The organism is Bdellovibrio bacteriovorus, from assembly GCF_002208115.1.
Classification (GTDB): domain Bacteria; phylum Bdellovibrionota; class Bdellovibrionia; order Bdellovibrionales; family Bdellovibrionaceae; genus Bdellovibrio; species Bdellovibrio bacteriovorus_C.
This window is the reverse complement of record NZ_CP020946.1, coordinates 3,537,187-3,556,228: the sequence shown is the minus strand read 5'-3', so window position 1 is coordinate 3,556,228 and position 19,042 is coordinate 3,537,187. Positions and strand designations below refer to the sequence as shown.

General features: G+C 49.9%; 21 protein-coding genes. 13 read left to right on the top strand and 8 right to left on the bottom strand.

Features of this window, described 5'->3' with window-relative positions; genetic code table 11:
• Positions 1 to 96 precede the first annotated feature (96 nt).
• On the top strand, positions 97 to 1,023 hold the full coding sequence (locus tag B9G79_RS17030) for a hypothetical protein (RefSeq protein WP_088566553.1): 927 nt from the start codon (positions 97 to 99) through the stop codon (positions 1,021 to 1,023).
• On the opposite strand, the gene B9G79_RS17025 is transcribed toward B9G79_RS17030, so the two are convergent.
• Positions 1,020 to 1,775 (bottom strand): substrate-binding periplasmic protein, encoded by a 756-nt coding sequence (locus tag B9G79_RS17025; RefSeq protein WP_088566552.1) that lies wholly within the window; start codon positions 1,773 to 1,775, stop codon positions 1,020 to 1,022. The genes B9G79_RS17030 and B9G79_RS17025 overlap by 4 nt on opposite strands.
• A 51-nt stretch (positions 1,776 to 1,826) precedes the next feature.
• On the opposite strand from B9G79_RS17025, the gene B9G79_RS17020 reads away from it, so the two are divergent.
• The 5 genes from B9G79_RS17020 (at position 1,827) to B9G79_RS17000 (ending at position 7,103) form a co-directional block, all read left to right on the top strand.
• Complete coding sequence (locus B9G79_RS17020) at positions 1,827 to 2,099, top strand: peptidylprolyl isomerase (RefSeq protein ID WP_088566551.1); 273 nt, start codon at positions 1,827 to 1,829, stop codon at positions 2,097 to 2,099.
• 2 nt (positions 2,100 to 2,101) lie between these two features.
• Positions 2,102 to 3,385 carry a Na+/H+ antiporter NhaC family protein gene (locus B9G79_RS17015; RefSeq protein ID WP_088566550.1) on the top strand — a complete coding sequence of 428 codons (1,284 nt, stop codon included), beginning with the start codon at positions 2,102 to 2,104 and terminating at the stop codon, positions 3,383 to 3,385.
• A gap of 43 nt (positions 3,386 to 3,428) precedes the next feature.
• Entirely contained in the window at positions 3,429 to 4,232 is an 804-nt protein-coding gene (locus B9G79_RS17010) for a DUF3187 family protein (protein WP_088566549.1), read from the top strand.
• Positions 4,233 to 4,241: 9 nt separating this feature from the next.
• Positions 4,242 to 5,657, top strand: a complete 1,416-nt coding sequence (locus B9G79_RS17005; protein WP_088566548.1) for a HAMP domain-containing methyl-accepting chemotaxis protein — start codon at positions 4,242 to 4,244, stop codon at positions 5,655 to 5,657.
• Positions 5,658 to 5,825: 168 nt separating this feature from the next.
• Positions 5,826 to 7,103, top strand: a complete 1,278-nt coding sequence (locus B9G79_RS17000; protein ID WP_088566547.1) for a hypothetical protein — start codon at positions 5,826 to 5,828, stop codon at positions 7,101 to 7,103.
• Here the strand turns inward: B9G79_RS17000 and B9G79_RS16995 are convergent.
• Positions 7,084 to 7,971, bottom strand: a complete 888-nt coding sequence (locus B9G79_RS16995) for a DMT family transporter (RefSeq protein WP_088566546.1) — start codon at positions 7,969 to 7,971, stop codon at positions 7,084 to 7,086. The genes B9G79_RS17000 and B9G79_RS16995 overlap by 20 nt on opposite strands.
• 150 nt (positions 7,972 to 8,121) lie before the next feature.
• Here B9G79_RS16995 and B9G79_RS16990 point away from each other — a divergent pair, with 150 nt between their 5' ends.
• Positions 8,122 to 8,676, top strand: coding sequence for a DUF4383 domain-containing protein (locus B9G79_RS16990; protein WP_088566545.1), 555 nt, complete (start codon positions 8,122 to 8,124; stop codon positions 8,674 to 8,676).
• A gap of 48 nt (positions 8,677 to 8,724) precedes the next feature.
• Here B9G79_RS16990 and B9G79_RS16985 read toward each other — a convergent pair whose 3' ends face one another.
• From B9G79_RS16985 to B9G79_RS16975, 3 genes are all read right to left on the bottom strand, one after another.
• Complete coding sequence (locus tag B9G79_RS16985) at positions 8,725 to 9,132, bottom strand: glycine cleavage system protein H (protein WP_088566544.1); 408 nt, start codon at positions 9,130 to 9,132, stop codon at positions 8,725 to 8,727.
• 76 nt (positions 9,133 to 9,208) lie between these two features.
• Positions 9,209 to 10,621 carry a type I glutamate--ammonia ligase gene (glnA, locus tag B9G79_RS16980; protein WP_088566543.1) on the bottom strand — a complete coding sequence of 471 codons (1,413 nt, stop codon included), beginning with the start codon at positions 10,619 to 10,621 and terminating at the stop codon, positions 9,209 to 9,211.
• A gap of 31 nt (positions 10,622 to 10,652) precedes the next feature.
• Positions 10,653 to 10,991: a P-II family nitrogen regulator gene (locus tag B9G79_RS16975; protein WP_088566542.1), complete on the bottom strand. Its 339-nt coding sequence runs from the start codon at positions 10,989 to 10,991 to the stop codon at positions 10,653 to 10,655.
• A 251-nt stretch (positions 10,992 to 11,242) separates the two neighbouring features.
• Between B9G79_RS16975 and B9G79_RS16970 the strand changes: the two genes are divergently transcribed.
• The 6 genes from B9G79_RS16970 (at position 11,243) to B9G79_RS16945 (ending at position 17,028) form a co-directional block, all read left to right on the top strand.
• Positions 11,243 to 11,845: a gamma-glutamylcyclotransferase family protein gene (locus tag B9G79_RS16970; protein ID WP_232468853.1), complete on the top strand. Its 603-nt coding sequence runs from the start codon at positions 11,243 to 11,245 to the stop codon at positions 11,843 to 11,845.
• Entirely contained in the window at positions 11,838 to 12,320 is a 483-nt protein-coding gene (locus tag B9G79_RS16965) for a tRNA (cytidine(34)-2'-O)-methyltransferase (protein WP_011162869.1), read from the top strand. Before B9G79_RS16970 ends, B9G79_RS16965 begins: the two co-directional genes overlap by 8 nt.
• 130 nt (positions 12,321 to 12,450) lie before the next feature.
• Positions 12,451 to 15,117 carry a preprotein translocase subunit SecA gene (secA, locus tag B9G79_RS16960; protein ID WP_088566540.1) on the top strand — a complete coding sequence of 889 codons (2,667 nt, stop codon included), beginning with the start codon at positions 12,451 to 12,453 and terminating at the stop codon, positions 15,115 to 15,117.
• Between the two features lie 120 nt (positions 15,118 to 15,237).
• Positions 15,238 to 15,912, top strand: a complete 675-nt coding sequence (locus tag B9G79_RS16955) for a hypothetical protein (RefSeq protein WP_232468851.1) — start codon at positions 15,238 to 15,240, stop codon at positions 15,910 to 15,912.
• On the top strand, positions 15,893 to 16,498 hold the full coding sequence (locus tag B9G79_RS16950; RefSeq protein ID WP_088566538.1) for a hypothetical protein: 606 nt from the start codon (positions 15,893 to 15,895) through the stop codon (positions 16,496 to 16,498). Before B9G79_RS16955 ends, B9G79_RS16950 begins: the two co-directional genes overlap by 20 nt.
• Before the next feature lie 86 nt (positions 16,499 to 16,584).
• Positions 16,585 to 17,028 (top strand): outer membrane protein assembly factor BamE, encoded by a 444-nt coding sequence (locus B9G79_RS16945; RefSeq protein WP_011162873.1) that lies wholly within the window; start codon positions 16,585 to 16,587, stop codon positions 17,026 to 17,028.
• Positions 17,029 to 17,032: 4 nt separating this feature from the next.
• Here B9G79_RS16945 and B9G79_RS16940 read toward each other — a convergent pair whose 3' ends face one another.
• From B9G79_RS16940 to B9G79_RS16930, 3 genes are all read right to left on the bottom strand, one after another.
• Positions 17,033 to 17,725 (bottom strand): hypothetical protein, encoded by a 693-nt coding sequence (locus B9G79_RS16940; RefSeq protein WP_088566537.1) that lies wholly within the window; start codon positions 17,723 to 17,725, stop codon positions 17,033 to 17,035.
• A 4-nt stretch (positions 17,726 to 17,729) separates the two neighbouring features.
• Entirely contained in the window at positions 17,730 to 18,386 is a 657-nt protein-coding gene (locus tag B9G79_RS16935) for a matrixin family metalloprotease (RefSeq protein WP_088566536.1), read from the bottom strand.
• Positions 18,387 to 18,452: 66 nt separating this feature from the next.
• The gene (locus B9G79_RS16930) at positions 18,453 to 18,977 is read right to left on the bottom strand and encodes a hypothetical protein (RefSeq protein WP_088566535.1); all 525 of its coding nucleotides are present in this window, start codon (positions 18,975 to 18,977) and stop codon (positions 18,453 to 18,455) included.
• Positions 18,978 to 19,042: the final 65 nt, after the last annotated feature.

Here is a 19,042-nt window from a genome sequence, read left to right as displayed (position 1 = left end):
AATCATAATCGGGGCGTAATAGCGACCCATGGCGATCCACGTTAAGTGGCTGATTCCAGTAATGACATTTGTGAGTGAGCCCCTTAACCTGAGTCCATGAGGTTGTTTTCGGTTCTTTTTTGTTTATTTCTTGCGATTCCGGTTCATGCCGAAGACCCTCAGAATCCGCCCGCAGAGCCCCTTTCCGGAGAGGTCCTAAGCACCGGCCGGGGGTATCTGGAAGACACTCGTGCCAGTTTGTCCAATCGAGTGATCCGTCTTTCTGAAAGTGTCGATGCCCTGTTTGGAAACACCCGGGCCGACGATGCCCGTAACACCAGCACCTTGCGTGTGTCACAGACCTATTATGTCCGTGACGGAGACCTGGGAGCCGAGGATGTTTCCACGTCCCTGAATCTTTACCTGCCCAATTTTCAGAAGTGGGAAAAAAGCATTCGCGATAAATACTTTTCACGAAGCGACTCTGGGGCCGAGGGAGCTCTGAATACCGAGCAACAGGCTCAGCGTTACTGGGATCTGAATACCGAGGCCGGCTTGGTGGTGACGATTCCGGTGAACTATTTTGTGAAGCTTCGTCTGCGTCGCAATTTCTTGATGGGAATTTTTGAAAACTCGTTCTATCAGGAATTTCGCTGGTCCAAGAAAGACGAGTGGGAAGAAACCACGTCTTTAACCACGGACTATGCCTTTAATCGTGATTTGCTTTTCCGGTTTATCAATGAAGCCAACTGGGCAATGACCAATGAGCGATTTGGAACTCACCACGGCCCTTCGTTGATTCAGACGTTCACGGCGGATTCGGCCCTGTCGTATGATTTTCGTTTTAACACCAAAATGGAAGGGTACTCTCTTTACGGTGACAGCCTGGTGCTGTCATCAACCTACACGCAAAGAACCGGCATCGACTGGATTTATCTGAAAACCACGCCGGAAATTTCCTGGGGGCGCAAGGATGACTTTGCCCCGGTGATGACGCTTTATTTGAAGGTGGATTTGATCTTCGGAGACGAAGGCAAAGATTAAAGTCTTTGTTCGCTGATGCCCTTGCTTTTCAGCAAGGCTGGCCACGAGCCATCTGTCAGGACCAAATCAATCAATCGGTTCATTTCAGCAACCGAGATCGGGCTCTTTTCTTTGCCGATCAAAACGCCTAGTTCATAAAGCTGGTCAGGTTTCTTGGAAACCAGGATTTTGTCGCGGTCGTCGGGGTGTTTGCTCAGGTATATGTCCAGATACTCTTTGGCGATCACCGCGATGTCAGCTCGTTTCATCACCACCGACCGGATGTTTCCGTCAGGGGTGTTGGTGAATTCCACATTGAATCCCTTTAAAGCCTTGTTGCTGGTGGACAGCCCCAGGAAACCATAGTGATAGCCCTGCATGCCCTTGATGGTTTTACCTTTAAGTTCATTGAAGAAGCTTTGATCTTTGGCGCGTTCTTTATTGGCGACAAAGACCTCGGCACCAAAGCGGAAGATCTTGCTGGTTTCAACCTGCTCGTTACCCCAACCCCAGGATTTGCTTTCAAAGGCAATGATTTGATATCGCCCGGATTTCATATCGTGGTATCTTCGGGTGGAGGTCGTTGGAACAAAGATGAACTTATACTTATTCTGCTTTTTGTTTAGTAAGGAGATAAAGTCCAGCGTCAGGCCCTCATAGCGGCCGCTGGAGTTGATCACATAGGGTGGAAATTCGTAACCACCAACATGGACTTCCACAGGTTTTGCCCACGCGGAAAAACTGAAAAGAAGCAAAAATAAAGTGAATTTCACATTTACGACCTTATGGAACCTTTAAGTGATCGTCAAATTAAAAGGGACAGTATGAAAATCAGAGCCAGCCATATCTTGGTAAAACATCAGTACGAAGCCGACGACATTCTGCGCGCGCTGAAAAGTGGAAAGACTTTTGAGGAACTGGCGCAAAAGTACTCTCAGTGTCCTTCGGCCCGGGTCGGTGGTGATCTGGGCGTTTTTGCCGAAGGCCGAATGGACGAGGTTTTCGAAGAGGCCGCGTTTGCCCTGAAGGTGAATGAGACAACATTACAACCTGTGCGCACGCGCTTTGGTTATCACATCATCCGACGAACGGAGTAGGTATGAGACCGTTTCTTCCTTTGCTGACATTCATCGCGGTGTTTTTGGGAAGTGGATTCTATTATCTGTGGCAGGGCGTGGACTTCGCCTTTTATCAATTGCCTTCTCCGGTCGCCACACTGCCGGCAGTGATCCTGGCGTTTGTTTTGATGAAGGGAACTTTTGACCGAAAGTTGACAACCTTTATGCAGGGCCTGGGGGATCTTAATGTTCTCACCATGTGCATGATCTATTTATTGGCCGGAGCTTTCGGTTCGGTGGTGAAGGCCATTGGCGGCGTCGATGCCACTATATATTGGGGCTTGAAAGTGATTCCCGAAAGTCTGATGGTCCCAGGCTTCTTTTTTCTGGCGGCTTTGATATCCACAGCTATCGGAACGTCGATGGGCACCATTTCGGCATTGGGGCCGATTGCTTTAGGGCTTACCGCCGCAGGTGGTTTGGATAAAACATTGGTGTTTGGGGCACTGGTCGGCGGAGCCATGTTCGGGGATAACCTGTCATTTATTTCCGACACGACGATAGCGGCCACTCGTTCCCAGGGGGCATCGATGCGTGACAAGTTCCGGGTGAACTTTGGCATCAGTCTGCCCGCGGCCATCCTGACGATGATTCTTCTCTATTTTACGGTGAAGTCCGGTACAAGTGTGCCGGTCCAAGCCGGGGAGCTTTACAAAGCTTTGCCGTACGCGGTGGTGCTGGTTCTGGCTTTGCTGGGAATGAACGTATTTTTGGTGTTGATGCTGGGAATTGTTCTGGCGGGAATGCTGGGGCTGTTCTTTGCTGACTATACAGTCTTGCGTCTGGGGCAGGACATCTATGCCGGCTTTAAGGAAATGCAGGAAATATTCCTGCTTTCCATGATTATGGGCGGCTTGGGTCAGATGATGAAAGAGCAAGGGGGCATTCAGACTCTGAAGTCGTTGCTGAAGAAACTGCAGTTTCGAAATGCCCGTCTGGAAAAGATGTGGTCCGAATTCAGTATTGCTCTTTCGGTGTCGCTGGCAAACTTTGCGGTGGCAAATAACACGGTGGCCATTATCATCACCGGCGATTTGGCGCGGGAGGTGGCAAGAACAGAAGGTGTGCCCCCGGCTCGCAGCGCCAGTATTCTGGATATTTTTTCTTGCGTAGTGCAAGGGGTGATTCCTTATGGGGCCCAGATATTGCTGGCCAGTCAGATGGCAAAGATTTCTCCACTGGGGTTGGCGGGAAGTGTGCAATATTGTTACTTCCTGGGTCTGGTGACTATGGTCTCGATGGTATGGAGAACCTTGCGTCGGTAAGATAAATTCGAAAGAATATCATTAATATCCGGAGGGAAATTACATGCTGTTCTTTAGAAGTCTCGCTGTTGTGCTGAGTGTGTTGTCTGTGTGCGCGGTGACATCCGCCGAAGTCGTCAAAGACAATTCCTTTTTAATTGAAGAGGCCTACAACCAGGAGGCCGGTGTTGTTCAGTTCATCCAGTCCTATCAGTACATGGATCCGGCTCATGAATGGACTTATAACTTTACAAATGAGATTCCAATAACCGATGAAACCCATCAGTTTTCCTACGTGATCCCGGTGATGAAACTGAACGGTGTTGAAGAGGAAACCCAGGTGGGTGACGTGCTCTTGAACTATCGTTATCAGCTACTCAACACCGAACTTGTCGCCATCGCTCCTCGCTTTACTCTGATTGTGCCGACCGGAGATTATAAAAAAGGTTTTGGCAACGGCGTGGTGGGTTTCCAATTCAATCAGGCGGTGTCTCTGACTCTGAATGAAAAGTGGACCAACCATTGGAATGCCGGATTTACCTACACTCCGGATGCCAAGAATTCGGATGGGGATACGGCCTCTGTATTCGGATTTAACTTCGGCACCAGTGTTATTTACAATGTGACCCCGAAAACGAATCTGTTGTGTGAATTTGCCTTTAATAATGCCGAATCTGTGGTGGCTCAGGACACCAAGGCCAGCGAGTCCACTTATTACATCGTTCCGGGGATTCGTACGGCTTTTGATGTAGGTCAGGAAACAGAAGTGGTTCCGGGCATTGGAGCACTGCTGGGGCTGGGGCCGTCAGCGGTTGAACATGAACGGGGTGTCTTCGTTTATCTCTCAATCGAATCCAAGCTTTGGTAGAAGGCAGTCATGAACTGGACTTTAAGAAAACGACTGTTGTTCCTGTGTGGTGGATTTATCGTTGTCCTGATGGGAGTGGCGGTTCTTTCCTATGTGAACTCCACCACCTTGATGAATCAGTTTGATAATGTTGCAAAAGTTCAGTTGCCAGCGGTTCGTAATATGACTCTGGCGGATATGATGCATGACGGTCTGCGCTCCGTGGTGCTGGCTTCCTTGCTGGCGGCTGAAAGCAACGAAGCAGACAATCTCAAGGCGATTGCGCAAGAGACAGAGGAAAAAGCGGGGGACTTCCAACGGTACCTGCAGGCTTTGGAAGAATTGCCGTTGAACGAAAGCACTCGTCGAGCCATTGCCGAAACCAAGCCCGAAATGGAAAGGTACATTGGGCAGACCCGAAAGATTGTGGGTCTTGCCAGCACCCAGGGATATCGGGCGGCCTTAAGCGAGCTTGAAGATTTCAACAAGAGCTTTAAGGTGCTTGAGGAAAAAATGGAAGCGCTGGGGGGGCTGATAGAAAAGGATGCCGAAACGGCCCATCAATCAGGTGCGGGTTTAAGAACCCTGAATGTGGTGGTGGCAGTTCTTGGTGTTTTGTTCTGTTTGGCGGGTGGAATGCTTGTGACCCAGAGTCTGGTAAGTCGAATGACCCGGTTTGCGGCCAATATCGAAAGTTCAGGGGATTCACTGGATGAAACCAGTGCACACTTGAATCGGGCCAGTCAGGATTTGGCGCAGGGTGCGACTCAGTCCGCCGCCTCACTTGAAGAAACGGTGGCTTCGCTAGAGGAGCTTTCCGGCATGGTGAAGTTGAATTCAGAAAGCGCAAAAACCGCATCAGCATTGTCGGCCGAAAGTTTTGCCGCATCCAAGGCCGGGGCCGAGTCCGTGCAGAAGCTGATTGCCTCGATGGAGACACTAAAAGAATCCTCCGCAGCGATCCGGGATGTCAGCCAGGTGATCGATGATATTGCCTTTCAGACGAACCTGTTGGCTTTGAATGCCTCTGTTGAAGCGGCCAGAGCCGGAGAGATGGGAAAAGGTTTTGCGGTGGTTGCGGATGCTGTTCGGGGACTGGCGCAAAGAAGTGCTGATTCAGCCAAGGGCATATCCAAGATGATCGAAGAAAGTGTTTCCCGCATTCACGACGGCAGCAAGGCGGCGGCCGAAAGCGGTGAACAGCTGCAAAAGTTTTTGGATTCAGCCAAGAAAGTGCTTGAGATCAACAACGAAATCGCCGGAGCCAGTCATGAACAGTCCCGCGGCATCACTTTGATCAGTGAAGCAATGAACAGGCTGGATCAGGCTTCACAAAAAAACGCCCAGGTTGCGCAGGAAGTGGCGCAGACCAGCGATCAGATGTCACAGATGTCCCACGGGATGCAGGGGCTTGTGAGTGAATTAAAGTCCCTGGTCGGAAAGTAAAGAAAGATCACGGACCTCGCCTCGAGGTCCGTAAACAAACAAGCCGTCTTGTTCTTTCATTCAGAATTTGGGCACTTGCAGTCAATCTTGTGAAAAAAGTTTTTACACCACAAAAAACATTAAATTCCTAATGTGAGTCGGCCGAAGACCTCTGTGAACGGAGGTCCGATGGCAGGAACCACAAAAATCACCAAGTCTTTTTTGTTGGCAGCACTTTTGACTCTGGCGGCATGCGCACCAGCCAATGATTTCCCGGCGATTGATGAAACCGGCAACGAAAGCGCCTCGCTTGTGCCGCCGACTCCGGAAGTGGAGTCCCCGGAGGAAGAAGCGGGCGGCAATACCGGTGCAGGCGGTGGTTCAGCGGTCACCAGTCAGAAGTTGTTGTTAAATCAGGCCATGACCCTGCGCCATGAAAAATCCGGCATCCTTGAAAACAAGGTCGAACTTCCCGCGGGAACCCAGATCGAGGTTCCATCCAATTACGAAGTCAAACATCTGGATTACCGCACCTCCAGCGGAGCCATCGAAAGATCCAGCACCGGATTTCTGTATCCGGTGAAAATCGTTTCTGTCACTGAGGCGTTCAAGACGCAGTTCCCGCAAAGCAAGATTGATGAAATCAACAAAACCTCGGGCGGACTGTTTGTTTTTGCTTCCATTGTTGGCAACCTGGAAGGAACCGAAGGAAACTTTGCAGTGGTTCAGGCGGCGGCACCGGGAGAGGGTTTTCTGAAGTACTATCAGCCCAACGGAAAGCCCAAGTTTAATTACGTCACGTCCGTAACCAAACGTTTTGGCGCAAAATTGAATCAGGGCGTGAAGCCGGAAACCATGTCCGTGGCCCAGCGTGAAAAGTACCAAAGTATTTTTGCAGAACTGCAAAAAGCGGTGAACCGCGAGGTCGCTACTCCGAAATCTTATTTGATGATCGATAAAAAGGTTGCGACCCAAAGATCTATCGACTTTGAAAAAACCGGAGCGATCACAACCACCGGAGCCTGGAGTATTGCGACCCAAGGTACGGCGGTTCGTCACGGATTTTCGAATGTTCCTTGTGCCGAATTTCAGTCGGAACTTCTGCGTCAGGCTTATCAGCGTGCGGGCTATCGGGTGACTGATGACTTTAATAAAACCAAGGGCAATCAGTTGATCTGGTCCAGCACCGCGGCCGTCGTGAATTATTCCATGGCTCTTTATAAAGCCGGCTGGGTTGCCTGGGATTCAACGAAGTATAAACCGATTTTGGGTGCCATCATGATGAATGGGGCGGGTTATACTCCGGGACACACTTATATTTCCGGCAGCAATGACGGTTTGATCATCGTCGATAACGGCGCCCCGCAGGGCCGTGACTTAAGAAAAACAACAGATAAAACGATTTCCATCATGTTCCAAGTGGGTGTGTTCTTCCTTCCTCCGGGAATCAACCCGCCCGCTTGGTAAGCGTCAGTACATTTCCCAGCAGGCACAGAACCACACCAATGACGATATAAGGCGTCCAGTGGAAGTTCTCAAAGAAGCTGGAAAGTGTCAGGGCAATCACCGGAGAAAGCACGCTTGTATAAGCGGCTTTCTCCGCTCCAATTCTTCCCGCCAAAGACAGATACGCCCCAAAGGCAATCACCGAGCCGAACAGCGCCAGATAGAAGAGAGCCCCCAGGAAGCGGGCATTCAGCGGTATGCTTAAATCATGTTGCAGCACCAGCGCCACGATCAAAGTGAACATGCTTCCGTACAACATGCCCCAGGTGTTGGTGACCACCACCGGGATTCGTTTTTGATAGCTCTTTTGCGCGACCATATTTCCGAGGGAAGCGGATAGCGTCGCCAGGAATCCCACCAGCAGACCCCAGATGGTTTTAGAGCTGGGATCGAAATTCAGAATCTCATTCAGAAAAATGAAAACAATCCCCACGCCACCCAGCAATGATCCCCAGATGACGTTTGCGGTGATCGGCTTTTTAAAGAACAGGCGCATGCCGAACATATTGTAGTAAACCAGCAAAGTGAAACTTAGTGCGACCATGCCAGAGCTGATCATCGTTTCCGCCACATAGGTCAGCATGTAGTTGATGGAAAACATCAATACACCCTGACCCGCAAACAGCAGATGGTCGTGACGGGAATATTTTAGATTTTGTTTTTTCCAGAAACAGAACAGCAGCAGCAGAGCTGTTGACAGCAGAAAACGCCAGAAAACCGAGGTCACCGGAGAAGCGGCATCAATCTGAAAGGTGATCACAAGCCAGGTGGAGCCCCAGATCAGAGTGCAGATGGCATATAAAATCAGATTCTCAAACCTTGCAGACATGGACGGAATTTAGCAGAAGGTCCAAACAGGGTCACCGGATTCCTGTTGAATCGCAGATCGGTCAATGAATCTTGTCAAAATTCCATAAGTCTTCTGCCGAAGCCCTTGGGGAAGGCGGATAATGGTGCTGTTAAAACAAAGGAGCATCTTATGGAACCGCAAAGACCGAACTTTGAAAGAACACCCAAAGAAATTCCTAAACAAGAGAAAGTCTCGAAACCTGTTCAGCGTCCCGAAGAAAAACCCGTCGTGCTGGCTGAAAACGAAACCTCGCCGGCTCAATGGGTGTGTATGGTTGTCGGCGTTGCCTTTGTGCTGGTGGGAATGGCTGGATTTGTTTTGCCGAACCTGTTTGGAATGCATCTGGGCTGGACCCACAATCTGGTGCACATATTTTCGGGCATTGCGGCCTTGTGGTTTGGGGTGAATAATTCTCTGATTTCTGCTGAGCGCTTTAGTTATATCTTTGGTGCGATCTATGGAATGCTGGGTCTTGCGGGATTCCTTTTCGGATCCAACACCACGATGATTCCTCCAACGATGGACTATGATTCATTCTGGTGGCGTTTGATTCCAGGATACCTCGAGCTGGGAACCGCCGATCACATTGTGCACATTTTGATCGGATCTGCTTTTGTGATTGGGGCCTGGCTGACCGCCAGAAAACTGGATCGCATGGCGCCGAAGGGAACCACCTGGCACTGATTCGGGAATAAAAAAAGCCCCGGTTTTCCGGGGCTTTGTCGTTAAGGACTAGTCTTCGTCCTCGTCGTCATAATCGTCGTCTTCATCCTCATCGTCGTCGTCATCATCATCTTCGTCTTCATCGTCCTCATCGGCTTCTTCATCAGCCTCGATGCGGATCAACCAACCCTCTTCATATGGGTCTTCCATGATCAAAGATGGATCGTCGATAACCTGGGAATTTACTTCCACCACAGTTCCGGCAACCGGAGTGTAGATGTCCAGCGGACCGTCATCAGTTTCAAGAGTTCCGATCACGACATCTTCTTCGACCTGTTCATTTTCTGCAGGAAGGTCCACAGAAGAAATGGATTCGAAGTCTTCAAGACCGTCTTCGTTGATACCGATAGTGATGAGTCCATCTTCCTTTCGGATCCACAGATAGCCCATAAAATTTCTTACGTCGTCAGATGCCATATTCTTTCCTTATCTAAAGCTGATCTAGTCCAGCAGCACAAGCCAGGGCTTGCGCTGCCTCCTGCGCAAAAGCGCTTTAGCAATCGTAGTACAGGTGGAACTCGTAGGGAACCGGTCTTTGTTGAACCGGACGCACTTCTTTGTCGATTTTGTACTGAACCCAGGTTTCGATCAAGTCATCAGTGAAAACATCGCCTTTTTTCAGGAAGCTGCAGTTTTTCATAAGATGATTCAAGCTTTCTTCCAAAGTGCCCGGAACAGAAGGGATCGCGGCTGCCTCTTGAGGCGGCAAACCGTAGATGTCTTTGTCCAGTGGATCACCCGGATTGATTTTATTGATAATGCCGTCAAGACCCGCCATCAGGATGGCTGCTTCCGCCAGATAAATGTTGGCAGATGGATCTGGAGTGCGGAACTCAATACGTTTTGCCTTCGGATTTGGACCCGAGTTCGGGATGCGCATTGCCGCAGAACGGTTTTTGAAGCTGTAAGCCAGTTTTGTCGGAGCTTCAAAGCCCGGAACCAGACGCTTGTAAGAGTTGGTTGTCGGGTTGATGATACCGCAAAGAGCCGGAGCGTGTTTCAAAACACCGCCGATGTAATGCAAAGCCATTTCAGAAAGGCCGGCGTATTTGTTGCCCGCGAACAGGTTTTTTCCATCTTTCCACAGGGACATATGGATGTGCATGCCTGAACCGTTGTCGCCGAAGATCGGTTTTGGCATGAAGGTCACGGTTTTACCGTAGCGTTTTGCCACGTTCTTCACGATGTATTTGAACCACATCATTTTGTCGCCCATGTTCAGGGCGGTGTCGAAGCGGAAGTTGATCTCACCCTGGCTGGAGGCAACTTCGTGGTGATGACGTTCCACTTGCATGCCGCATCTTTCAAGTTCAAGGCAGATTTCGGTTCTTAGATCCTGCTGGGAGTCTGTTGGCAGGGCCGGGAAGTAACCCTCTTTAGGACGGACTTTGTAACCCAGATTTTTGCCACCTTCGTCGCGGCCGGTGTTCCAGACAGCTTCGTCACTGTCGATCATATAGAAGGCAGAGTTGTTGGTTTGTTCGTAACGGATGTCATCAAAGATGAAGAATTCCGCTTCCGGACCGAAGTAAGCTGTGTCAGCAATCCCGGTGGACTGCATGTAAGCGATGGCTTTTTTCACCACTTGGCGGGGGTCACGATTGTAAGCTTGAAGTGTTTCAGGAAGGCAGACATCGCAGATCAAAGACAATGTTGGAACCTGCATGAAGGGGTCCATCATCGCTGTGGAAGGATCCGGCATGATGATCATGTCTGATTCCTCGATCCCTTTCCATCCGCGGATGGAGCTTCCGTCAAAGCCGTAGCCTTCTTCAAAAGCCTCAGCAGTCAGTTGGTGCAAAGGCACAGTCAGGTGCTGCCAAGTTCCAAGCATATCGCAGAACTTCAGATCCACCATTTTCGCGCCTTTTTCATTGGCGAACTTCAATACATCTTTACCGGTCATCGTGAGCCTCCCTGGGGGTTAAAACTATAATCTAAAGTGCCTGCTCGTCCTTCTCACCGGTGCGGATGCGAAGGGCTGAGTCCACAGGAAGTACAAAGATTTTACCGTCACCAATCTTGCCTGTGTGAGCTGTTTTGCGAATGGCCTCCACCGCACTGTCAACCAGAGCCGCGGGAAGAACCACTTCAATTTTTATCTTAGGGAGAAAGTCGACAACATATTCGGCGCCTTTGTAAACCTCAGTGCGCCCTTTTTGCCGGCCGAAACCACGAACTTCTGAGACAGTGATCCCTTCAACGCCGACCTCTGAGAGAGCATCGACCACATCATCAAGCTTGAAGGGTTTTATGATTGCCTCAATTTTTTTCATCTACTTCTTTGTTCAGGAAAAGAAATTCCAAATTTGGATTTTCAAAAGGATAGCAAAGGAAATCAGGAATGCAAAAACTAGAAAGGTCATTTATTTTTTTTAATTTCGTAATAACGCAGACCAGTAAGTGTCACTGCTTGGAAAAAAAGAAAATGCCCTGGCAAAGCGGCTTGCGGTGCCATGTGGTTTTTGGTACACACGGGACCTCTTTTTCGGAAAATCAAACTTTGTTGTCGTACTCGGGGGGGATAATGACTACAACGCGTTTTTTCGTTTACGGTTCTTTTTGCGAGGGCATGGTCCATTTCAGCAAGATCCAGAATTTCGTGGAATCTTCAGTATTTGCAAGGGTTAAGGCGACAGCCTACCGCTTGAAAGTGGGCTTCCCGGCTGTGGTCAAAGGGGGATCTGACCTGGTTCCGGGGCAACTGATTGAACTTAAGGGATCCGATTTATTGTTGAGCCTGATGGATGAATTCCACGGTTACAACCGTCTGGATCCTGACAAGAGCCTTTACTCCAGAGAAGAGATCGAAGTGCACCCGGAAGGCATGTCCGCTCCGGTCAAAGCTTGGATCTATTTCCTGAATCCTCTGAAGCTGCCGGTGAATGCCACGGTGATTTCAGGCGGAGACTGGAGACGTTCCATGGAAGAGCAGCCGGTGCTGACTTCCAAACTCAGTGACAAGCAGGTCACTTATATTCAGAGACTGGGTCGCTCCTCTGGCCGGGAGATTGTACCGATTGATTTGACGCTCTATCGTGAGCTGATGAATCTTGAGCTGATCGTCGATAAAGGTCGTCGACTGGCGCTGTCCAAACTGGGCCAAGAGGTTTACAGACACCTTGCCTAATACAGAAAAGCTTTTCCGCATTGTTCTTATCGAGCCCGAAATCCCGCAAAACACCGGAAATATCGGGCGCACGTGTGTTGGCACCAACTGCGAACTGCACATTGTCGGAAAAATGGGTTTTGAGATCAACGACACCAACTTGAAACGGGCGGGGCTGGATTACTGGCCTCACCTGACCTGGTATCGCCACGAAACCTTCGAGGACTGGTGGAAACACGTCGAAGATCCGTCCCGCATCTGGCTTTTCACCACCAAGACCCAGCGCACCTATTTTGAACCTCAGTACCAATCCGGAGACTGGTTCGTTTTTGGTAAAGAAACCAAAGGACTGGATCCCGAATTCCTGCAAAAGCACCCACAGCAGACCGTCACCATTCCCATGATTGGGGAGGGGGCTCGCAGCCTGAATCTCGCTACCAGTGTGGCGATCGCGGCTTATGAGGGTCTTCGTCAGGTGCGATTTACATTGCGATAGTTTAAGGCTTTGGTCGGGGTCACTCTCGAGGAAGTCTTTGAAATTCTGAATGAAATCGCGTCAATGACGCATCCAGAAATTGCCCCCTTACCTTGCCGCTTATGTCAATTTGGGTCTATCCTCATAGGCTATGGTTACACAAATTTTGACAAAAATGTTCGGAACGAAGCACGACCGCGAGATGAAAAAGATCCAGCCCACTGTGGATCGTATCAATGCCCTGGAACCTCAGATGGCAGCTCTTACGGATGATCAACTCAAAGCCAAGACTCCCGAGTTTCAAGAGAGACTGAAGAAAGGCGAAACAGTTCACGATATCCTGCCGGAAGCATTTGCGGTCTGCCGTGAAGCCTCTAAGCGTGTGTTGGGAATGCGCCACTATGACGTTCAGTTGATCGGTGGTTATGTTCTGAATCGCGGTAACATCGCCGAGATGAGAACGGGTGAAGGTAAAACCCTGGTGGCTACTTTGCCGGTTTACCTGAACGCTCTTACGGGTCGCGGTGTGCACGTTGTAACTGTGAATGATTACCTGGTTCGTCGTGATGCCGAGCACATGGGTCGTCTTTACGGCTGGCTGGGTCTTACCACGGGTATCATCGTTCACGGTCTGACAGACCAGCAGCGCAAGCAGATGTACGCTTGTGACATCACTTACTGCACCAACAATGAACTTGGTTTCGACTATCTTCGCGATAACATGAAGTTTGATTTGAACGACTATGTTCAAAGACCTCACTATTATGCCATCGTCGATGAGTGCGACTCCATCCTGGTCGACGAAGCGCGTACGCCGCTGATCATTTCCGGTCCTGCGGAATCCTCCACTGACAAATACTATGCTGTGAATCAGATCATCCCGCACCTGAAGCGCGATGTTCACTTCACCATGGAGGAAAAATCCAAAACAGCCTCCCTGACTGACGCTGGAAACGCGAAAGTCGAAGAGCTGATGGGTCTTTCCAACCTTTACGATCCGCAAAACATCGAAATCCTGCACCACGTGTATCAGGGTCTGAAAGCTCACTATCTGTATCGTCTTGATGTGGAATACATGATCAAGGACGGCGAGATCGTGATCGTCGATGAATTCACCGGTCGTTTGATGCCGGGTCGTCGCTGGAGCGATGGTCTGCACCAGGCCATCGAAGCCAAAGAAGGCGTTGAAGTGAAGTCTGAAAATCAGACTTTGGCGACCATCACCTTCCAGAACTATTTCCGTATGTACGAAAAACTGTCTGGCATGACCGGGACTGCGGATACAGAGGCAGTTGAGTTCAAAAAGATTTACAATCTTGAAGTGAACGTGATTCCGACCAACCGTCCGATCCAGCGTAAGGATCAGGAAGACGTGGTTTATAAATCAGAAAAAGCGAAGTTCAAAGCCATCACCGCTGATATCAAAGAGCGTATGGCCAAGGGTCAGCCGATTCTGGTGGGTACTGAATCCATCGAAAAATCCGAAGCTTTGAGCTCGTTCCTGCGCAAAGAAGGCGTTAAGCACGAAGTTCTGAATGCGAAACACCACGAGCGTGAAGCGGAAATCATCGCACAAGCGGGCCGCAAAGGGGCTGTGACCATCGCCACCAATATGGCCGGTCGTGGTACTGACATCATGCTGGGCGGTAACGCTGACATGCTGGCAAAGGCACAAGTGGGCAATGATGATTCTCCGGAATTCGCGGAAGCGGTTCAGAAGATCAAACCTCAGGTTGAAGCGGAGCGTGCGGAAGTTCGTGCCGTGGGTGGTTTGTACATCATCGGTACTGAACGTCACGAATCCCGCCGTATCGACAACCAGTTGCGTGGTCGTTCCGGTCGTCAGGGGGATCCGGGTGAATCCAGATTCTATCTGTCTTTGGAAGACAAGCTGATGAGAATCTTCAATGGTGAGCGCATCCAGAAAATCATGGAAATGCTGAACATCCCTGAGGATGAACCAATCACAGCCAAAATGGTGACCAACGCGATCGAAGGCGCTCAGCGCAAGGTTGAAGGTCACAACTTTGATATCCGTAAAAACCTGATGGAATACGACTCTGTGATGAATGCGCAGAGAAACGCGATCTATGGCATGCGCCGCAAGGTTTTGGAAGGTCAGGAAATCGAAAGAACCACTCTGGACTGGCTGGGTGATGTTGTTTCCAATTTGTTGGATACCCACATCCCTGAAGGCGGCAAAAAAGAAGAGTGGAGCCTGGAAGGTCTGAATAACTCCCTGGCACAAAGCTTCGGTTTCAAAATCGACTTTGCGACCATGGCTGTGAACACTGAAACGGTGACCGACGCTGTGAAATCCGGCGTGAAAGAAGTCTGGGATCGTCAGAAAAATTCCATGGGTCCGTTCTTTGAGCAGGTTCAGAAAATGATCCTTCTGCAAAGCATTGATCATCACTGGAAGAACCACTTGTACGTGATCGACAAACTGAAAGAAGGTATCTCATTGCGTGGTTACGCGCAGAAAGATCCTTTGATCGAGTACAAAAAAGAGGCGTTCAAAGCCTTTGAGACTTTGAACAACACCATCAAGTCGGATGCCATCGAGAAAGTGATGCGCGTTCAACTGGTGGCCCAGCAGAACGAGCAGGAAGTTCTGGAAAGCCTGCGTCCGGAAGAAGCTGACTTGGATGAATTGGATTATTCATCTCCTAGCGAAGCGGATATCGGTCACAGCCTGCCAGAGACTGAAGAGGCTCCCAAGCGTAAGATGACTTTCCAAAGCGGTCCTCGTGATGATCGTCCGATGAACCGTGAAGAGCGTCGCCGCATGGACAAAGATTCGAAGGGAAAAAGATAATTGGCTTCTTGTCCAAGTTGCCACCAACCGGTAGAGATTCTTGATAAGCATCTGGGGACTCTTTTCACGTGTTCCCACTGCAATGCGGTTTTCTTTGTCGACTGGAATGGACAGCCAGAAATGGCACAACACGAGCCGGAGCCAGAAGCTCCGGCCGATTTTCAGGGGGGACAGGATTTCCAGCAGCCTGGAAATGACTTTGTCCCGCCGATTCAGGATTTCTCTGCTGCGCAGGAAACCTTCACTCCTGACAACTCCATCCCGGAACAATCCTATCAGGATCAGCCTTATTCCAATGATCAGCAGTATGCCGAGCAGGCTTACGAGCCGTCGCAGGATCCGGAGATGAATGCGCCTCCACAAGAGAATGTTTCTTATGCCGAACCTGTGGAAGTTCCGGGGGATGTTCCACCGATGGAAGAAGCCCCTTACGATTTCAGTCAGACTTTGGATTCGGTGAATTCGCAGCCAGCCTCTGAACCGGCACCGATGTCTTCAGACACCGCCGATTTTTCTGACGTCACTGACTTTGCCAACGCGGATACGGTTTCAGGGCCCTTGGCCTATACGGTCACTATCGATGGCATCGAGTCCAGTCGACTGCTGGCTCAATTGCGCGAAGCCATGACCGATTCCCGCTTTGGCTGGGATGTGGCGGGATTGCTGGCAAATGTGGGAGGCGGAAGACTTGTGTTGCGGGGCCTGACTCCGGCTAAAGCCTCTGTCCTGATCAACCGAATAAAGTATCTGCCTTTTAAAATTTCCTGGAGGCAAGATGTCCTGTCTGGTTCCTAAAATTTCGTTAAGCTTTTTGACAATTCTTTTGTCTGCTTCCGTGGCTTTGGCCAGCGGGGGTGAAGAGCATGGCGGAGGCCACGGCGAAAAGAAGGAAGCCGCTCCGAAAGAAGTCAAATCCCGCGAGGACAGGTATGGCGTGGTTCAGGCCCGTGTGGCGGCCTTGGAAGCCAAAATTAAAGCCGGTGAAACTGAAATTCAAAAGCTGATTCTGGAAAAGCAGCACACCAAGGATCCCGCCAAGGTGAACGAGATTCTGGGCCACATGATGACCTTGCACAAGGACATGGAAAAGAATCTGAAGGACTATGACCGGGAAAGAACCCTGCTGAAATACCGTTACCCGGAAAAGGGTCTGGCGGACAAACGTGAATACGAACGCATTGATTTAAAGTCCATCGAAGAAATGGAAAATCAGATGAGCCTGGGATCTTCCGTAAAGCGCACCCTGAAGAAGGTTCGCAGTCAGTACGAAACTCCGGAAGATGTAAAAAAGGTGGAAGCTTCTGAGGCTGCTGATGGGCATAAAAAGTCCGCTCCTCAGGCCCCGGCCAGTCTGACCGATCCGGTTATTCTGAAAAAATAAAAATCCCTGTCCCATATTGAGACAAAAGAAAGTTGCTCGCTTTCGAGGAACGGGCGAAGCTGGTACCTTAGAAGAATGGGGGAAGTATGCTCCGATATGCGGCTATACCGTTGATTTCGCTTGGCCTGATGCTGTCTGCCTGCCAGACATCCATGCTGAAGCAATTTGAAGAAATCACGCCTGGAATGGAAAAAGACGACGTTCTTGATCTGATGGGAAGCCCCACCCAAACTCAAAGATTTCATGGCAAGGACCGCTGGACTTATGTGTTTTATGATAAGCGCATCAAGTTTGTGAAAGAAGTGCAGTTCTTTGAAGGCAACGCCATCTATGTTGGTGATGTGTGGCAGCCGCCGGCAGAAAAGAATGCCGTGGCCATGGATTCATTGAACGATCGCAAAAACCGCGAGATCGATGAACAGATCGCCCGCGATGTGGAAGGCCACCGTCGTTCCTATGATGAGTATGAAAAGAAATCCAAGGGTGAAGACAAGGTTCGTTACGTTCCTGATTTCGAGCCGGTTCGTTAAGTGCTTACTGCCCCTGAGGCAATACCAGGGGTTCTCCCAGAACAGAGATCACTTCATAGCCGGTGATCTCTAAAGTGTCTGAAGCATCCTTCCCGTAAAATTTCACACCGGTCCAGGCCCATTCGCGCGGCCATTCATCCACGACATTGCGGAAATAGATTTTGCCACCCTCACGAATGCCAGGGGCGGTGATGTCGAATTCAAAATCACTGACCGGGCTTGCGAAGATCCGCGCAAACGGAATCGGGAAAGCGGCGATATGGTTCTGGTCATCGCTGACCACGCACGGGATGCGCACGACCATCTTTGGAATTTCACCGGAAATTGCCACGCCTTCTGCTGAGAACAGCAGATCCACGGTGGGATAGCGGTCACACACAAACACGCGGGACCCGGCCGGACTTTTCATCAGGAACAGCCCCAGCTTGATGCCCGGACCCTCGCTGAACTGATCCAGCTCGACATTTTTAAGAACCTGGTACTTGAAGGCTTTTCTGAATTCCTCAGGGGTGGCTTCGCTTAAGTCAAAGCTGTCAGAGACCGTGCCCACCGAGCTTAAGCCTCCGTCAGAGGCGACTTTGCGCTGCGGGGAAAGCTTTTCATTCAGTACGTGCAAAGCAAAGGGAAGAGCCGCCATCAGTAAAATCAGGCTCATCATGCGCGACATTTTTTGCAGCGGTGACTTTTGTCTCTTCATAATATTAATACTCGCACTTTATTGTATCACGATCCGCCTGAGTCAGGGTGTTGCGGATTGTGTCTGAACTTAAAATACTCCACATAACACTGGCCACGGTGTTGTCGCGGTGTTTGAGGCCCAACACATGCCCCAGTTCGTGCACCATCAAACTTTCAAGATGCACACCTGAACCCATGGATGGGATGTCGTAAGTAAAGAAGTTAAAGAACTGTTCGTTCAGAATCAGATCGGCTTCATAAATCTGGTTTGATCGCCAGTAAAGGGTGGTCAACGCCTGATAGTTCTTTTTCGGAGCTTCCTGCCACGGCCATTCCGTCAGGACGTGCACAGTGCTTTTGCTGTCCTTGGCGGCGGTGTTTGCCTGAGAGTCGGTCACACGACTGAAGGTGAACAAAGTCATGCCGGCAGCATCATTCCAGTGCTGGGCTGCTTTGTTAAGCGCATCTTCGAATTCCAAAGGATAACTGCTGTGAAGCTTTAATTTTACAGGGATGTTGGACTTCCAGGAGATGCGCTGACCATAAGAATTTTGCACAAATCCGCAGTCGGCCTGGTTTTCACTGGCTAATAGATCGTCGTCGCCGGGCCCAAGACTGGGGCCCTTTTCACAGGCGCACAAAGATAGAAGGGTTACAGAAAGGACGATCCACTTGAACATATACTTGTCAGTTTACACGAGTTTTCCACGCGCAACCTGACAAGAAATGAATACTCGACCTAGGACCTAGTTATAGAAGTCGGCGATGTCGTCGTCGTTGCGGATATAGGTTTTGAAATCCGGGGACACAAAGCTGGACTCATGGATTTTACCCATCGGGCATTTTTCCAAACCCGACATGCTTTCGCCATCCCAGCCACAAGCGCCGACATACCAAGCCAACTGGCTGTAATCGACTTTGTAAGCAACCAGGGAAGTCCCTTTAAAGATCGCCACGACTTCTTCCAAAACGGTCTTGCCGTCAGCGTGGAAGTCGCCTTGCAGGACAGTGTCTATCCAGATGAAGGCTTGCTTGTCAGAGATACGCTCAAGCTTAGAGAATTGGAATTTTGTCAGGAAGGAATCACGCACGCCGTTTGTGTAAACGATCATCTCACGATACGGCTTGGTGCACTCTGCAGATTTACAAACAGTTTTGTAATCAGCAATAAGATCATAGAATTTGCCAGCGCCCACGAATTGCTTGTCTGCCAAGGCGTTGAGGGAAATCAGATTTACGGCCAACATCAGGCCCATCATCAGTTTTTTCATAGAAAGTCTCCGGTTACGTGGCCTTTGTATAACCCCCGTAAGGGCGTTTGTATAACTGAAAATGA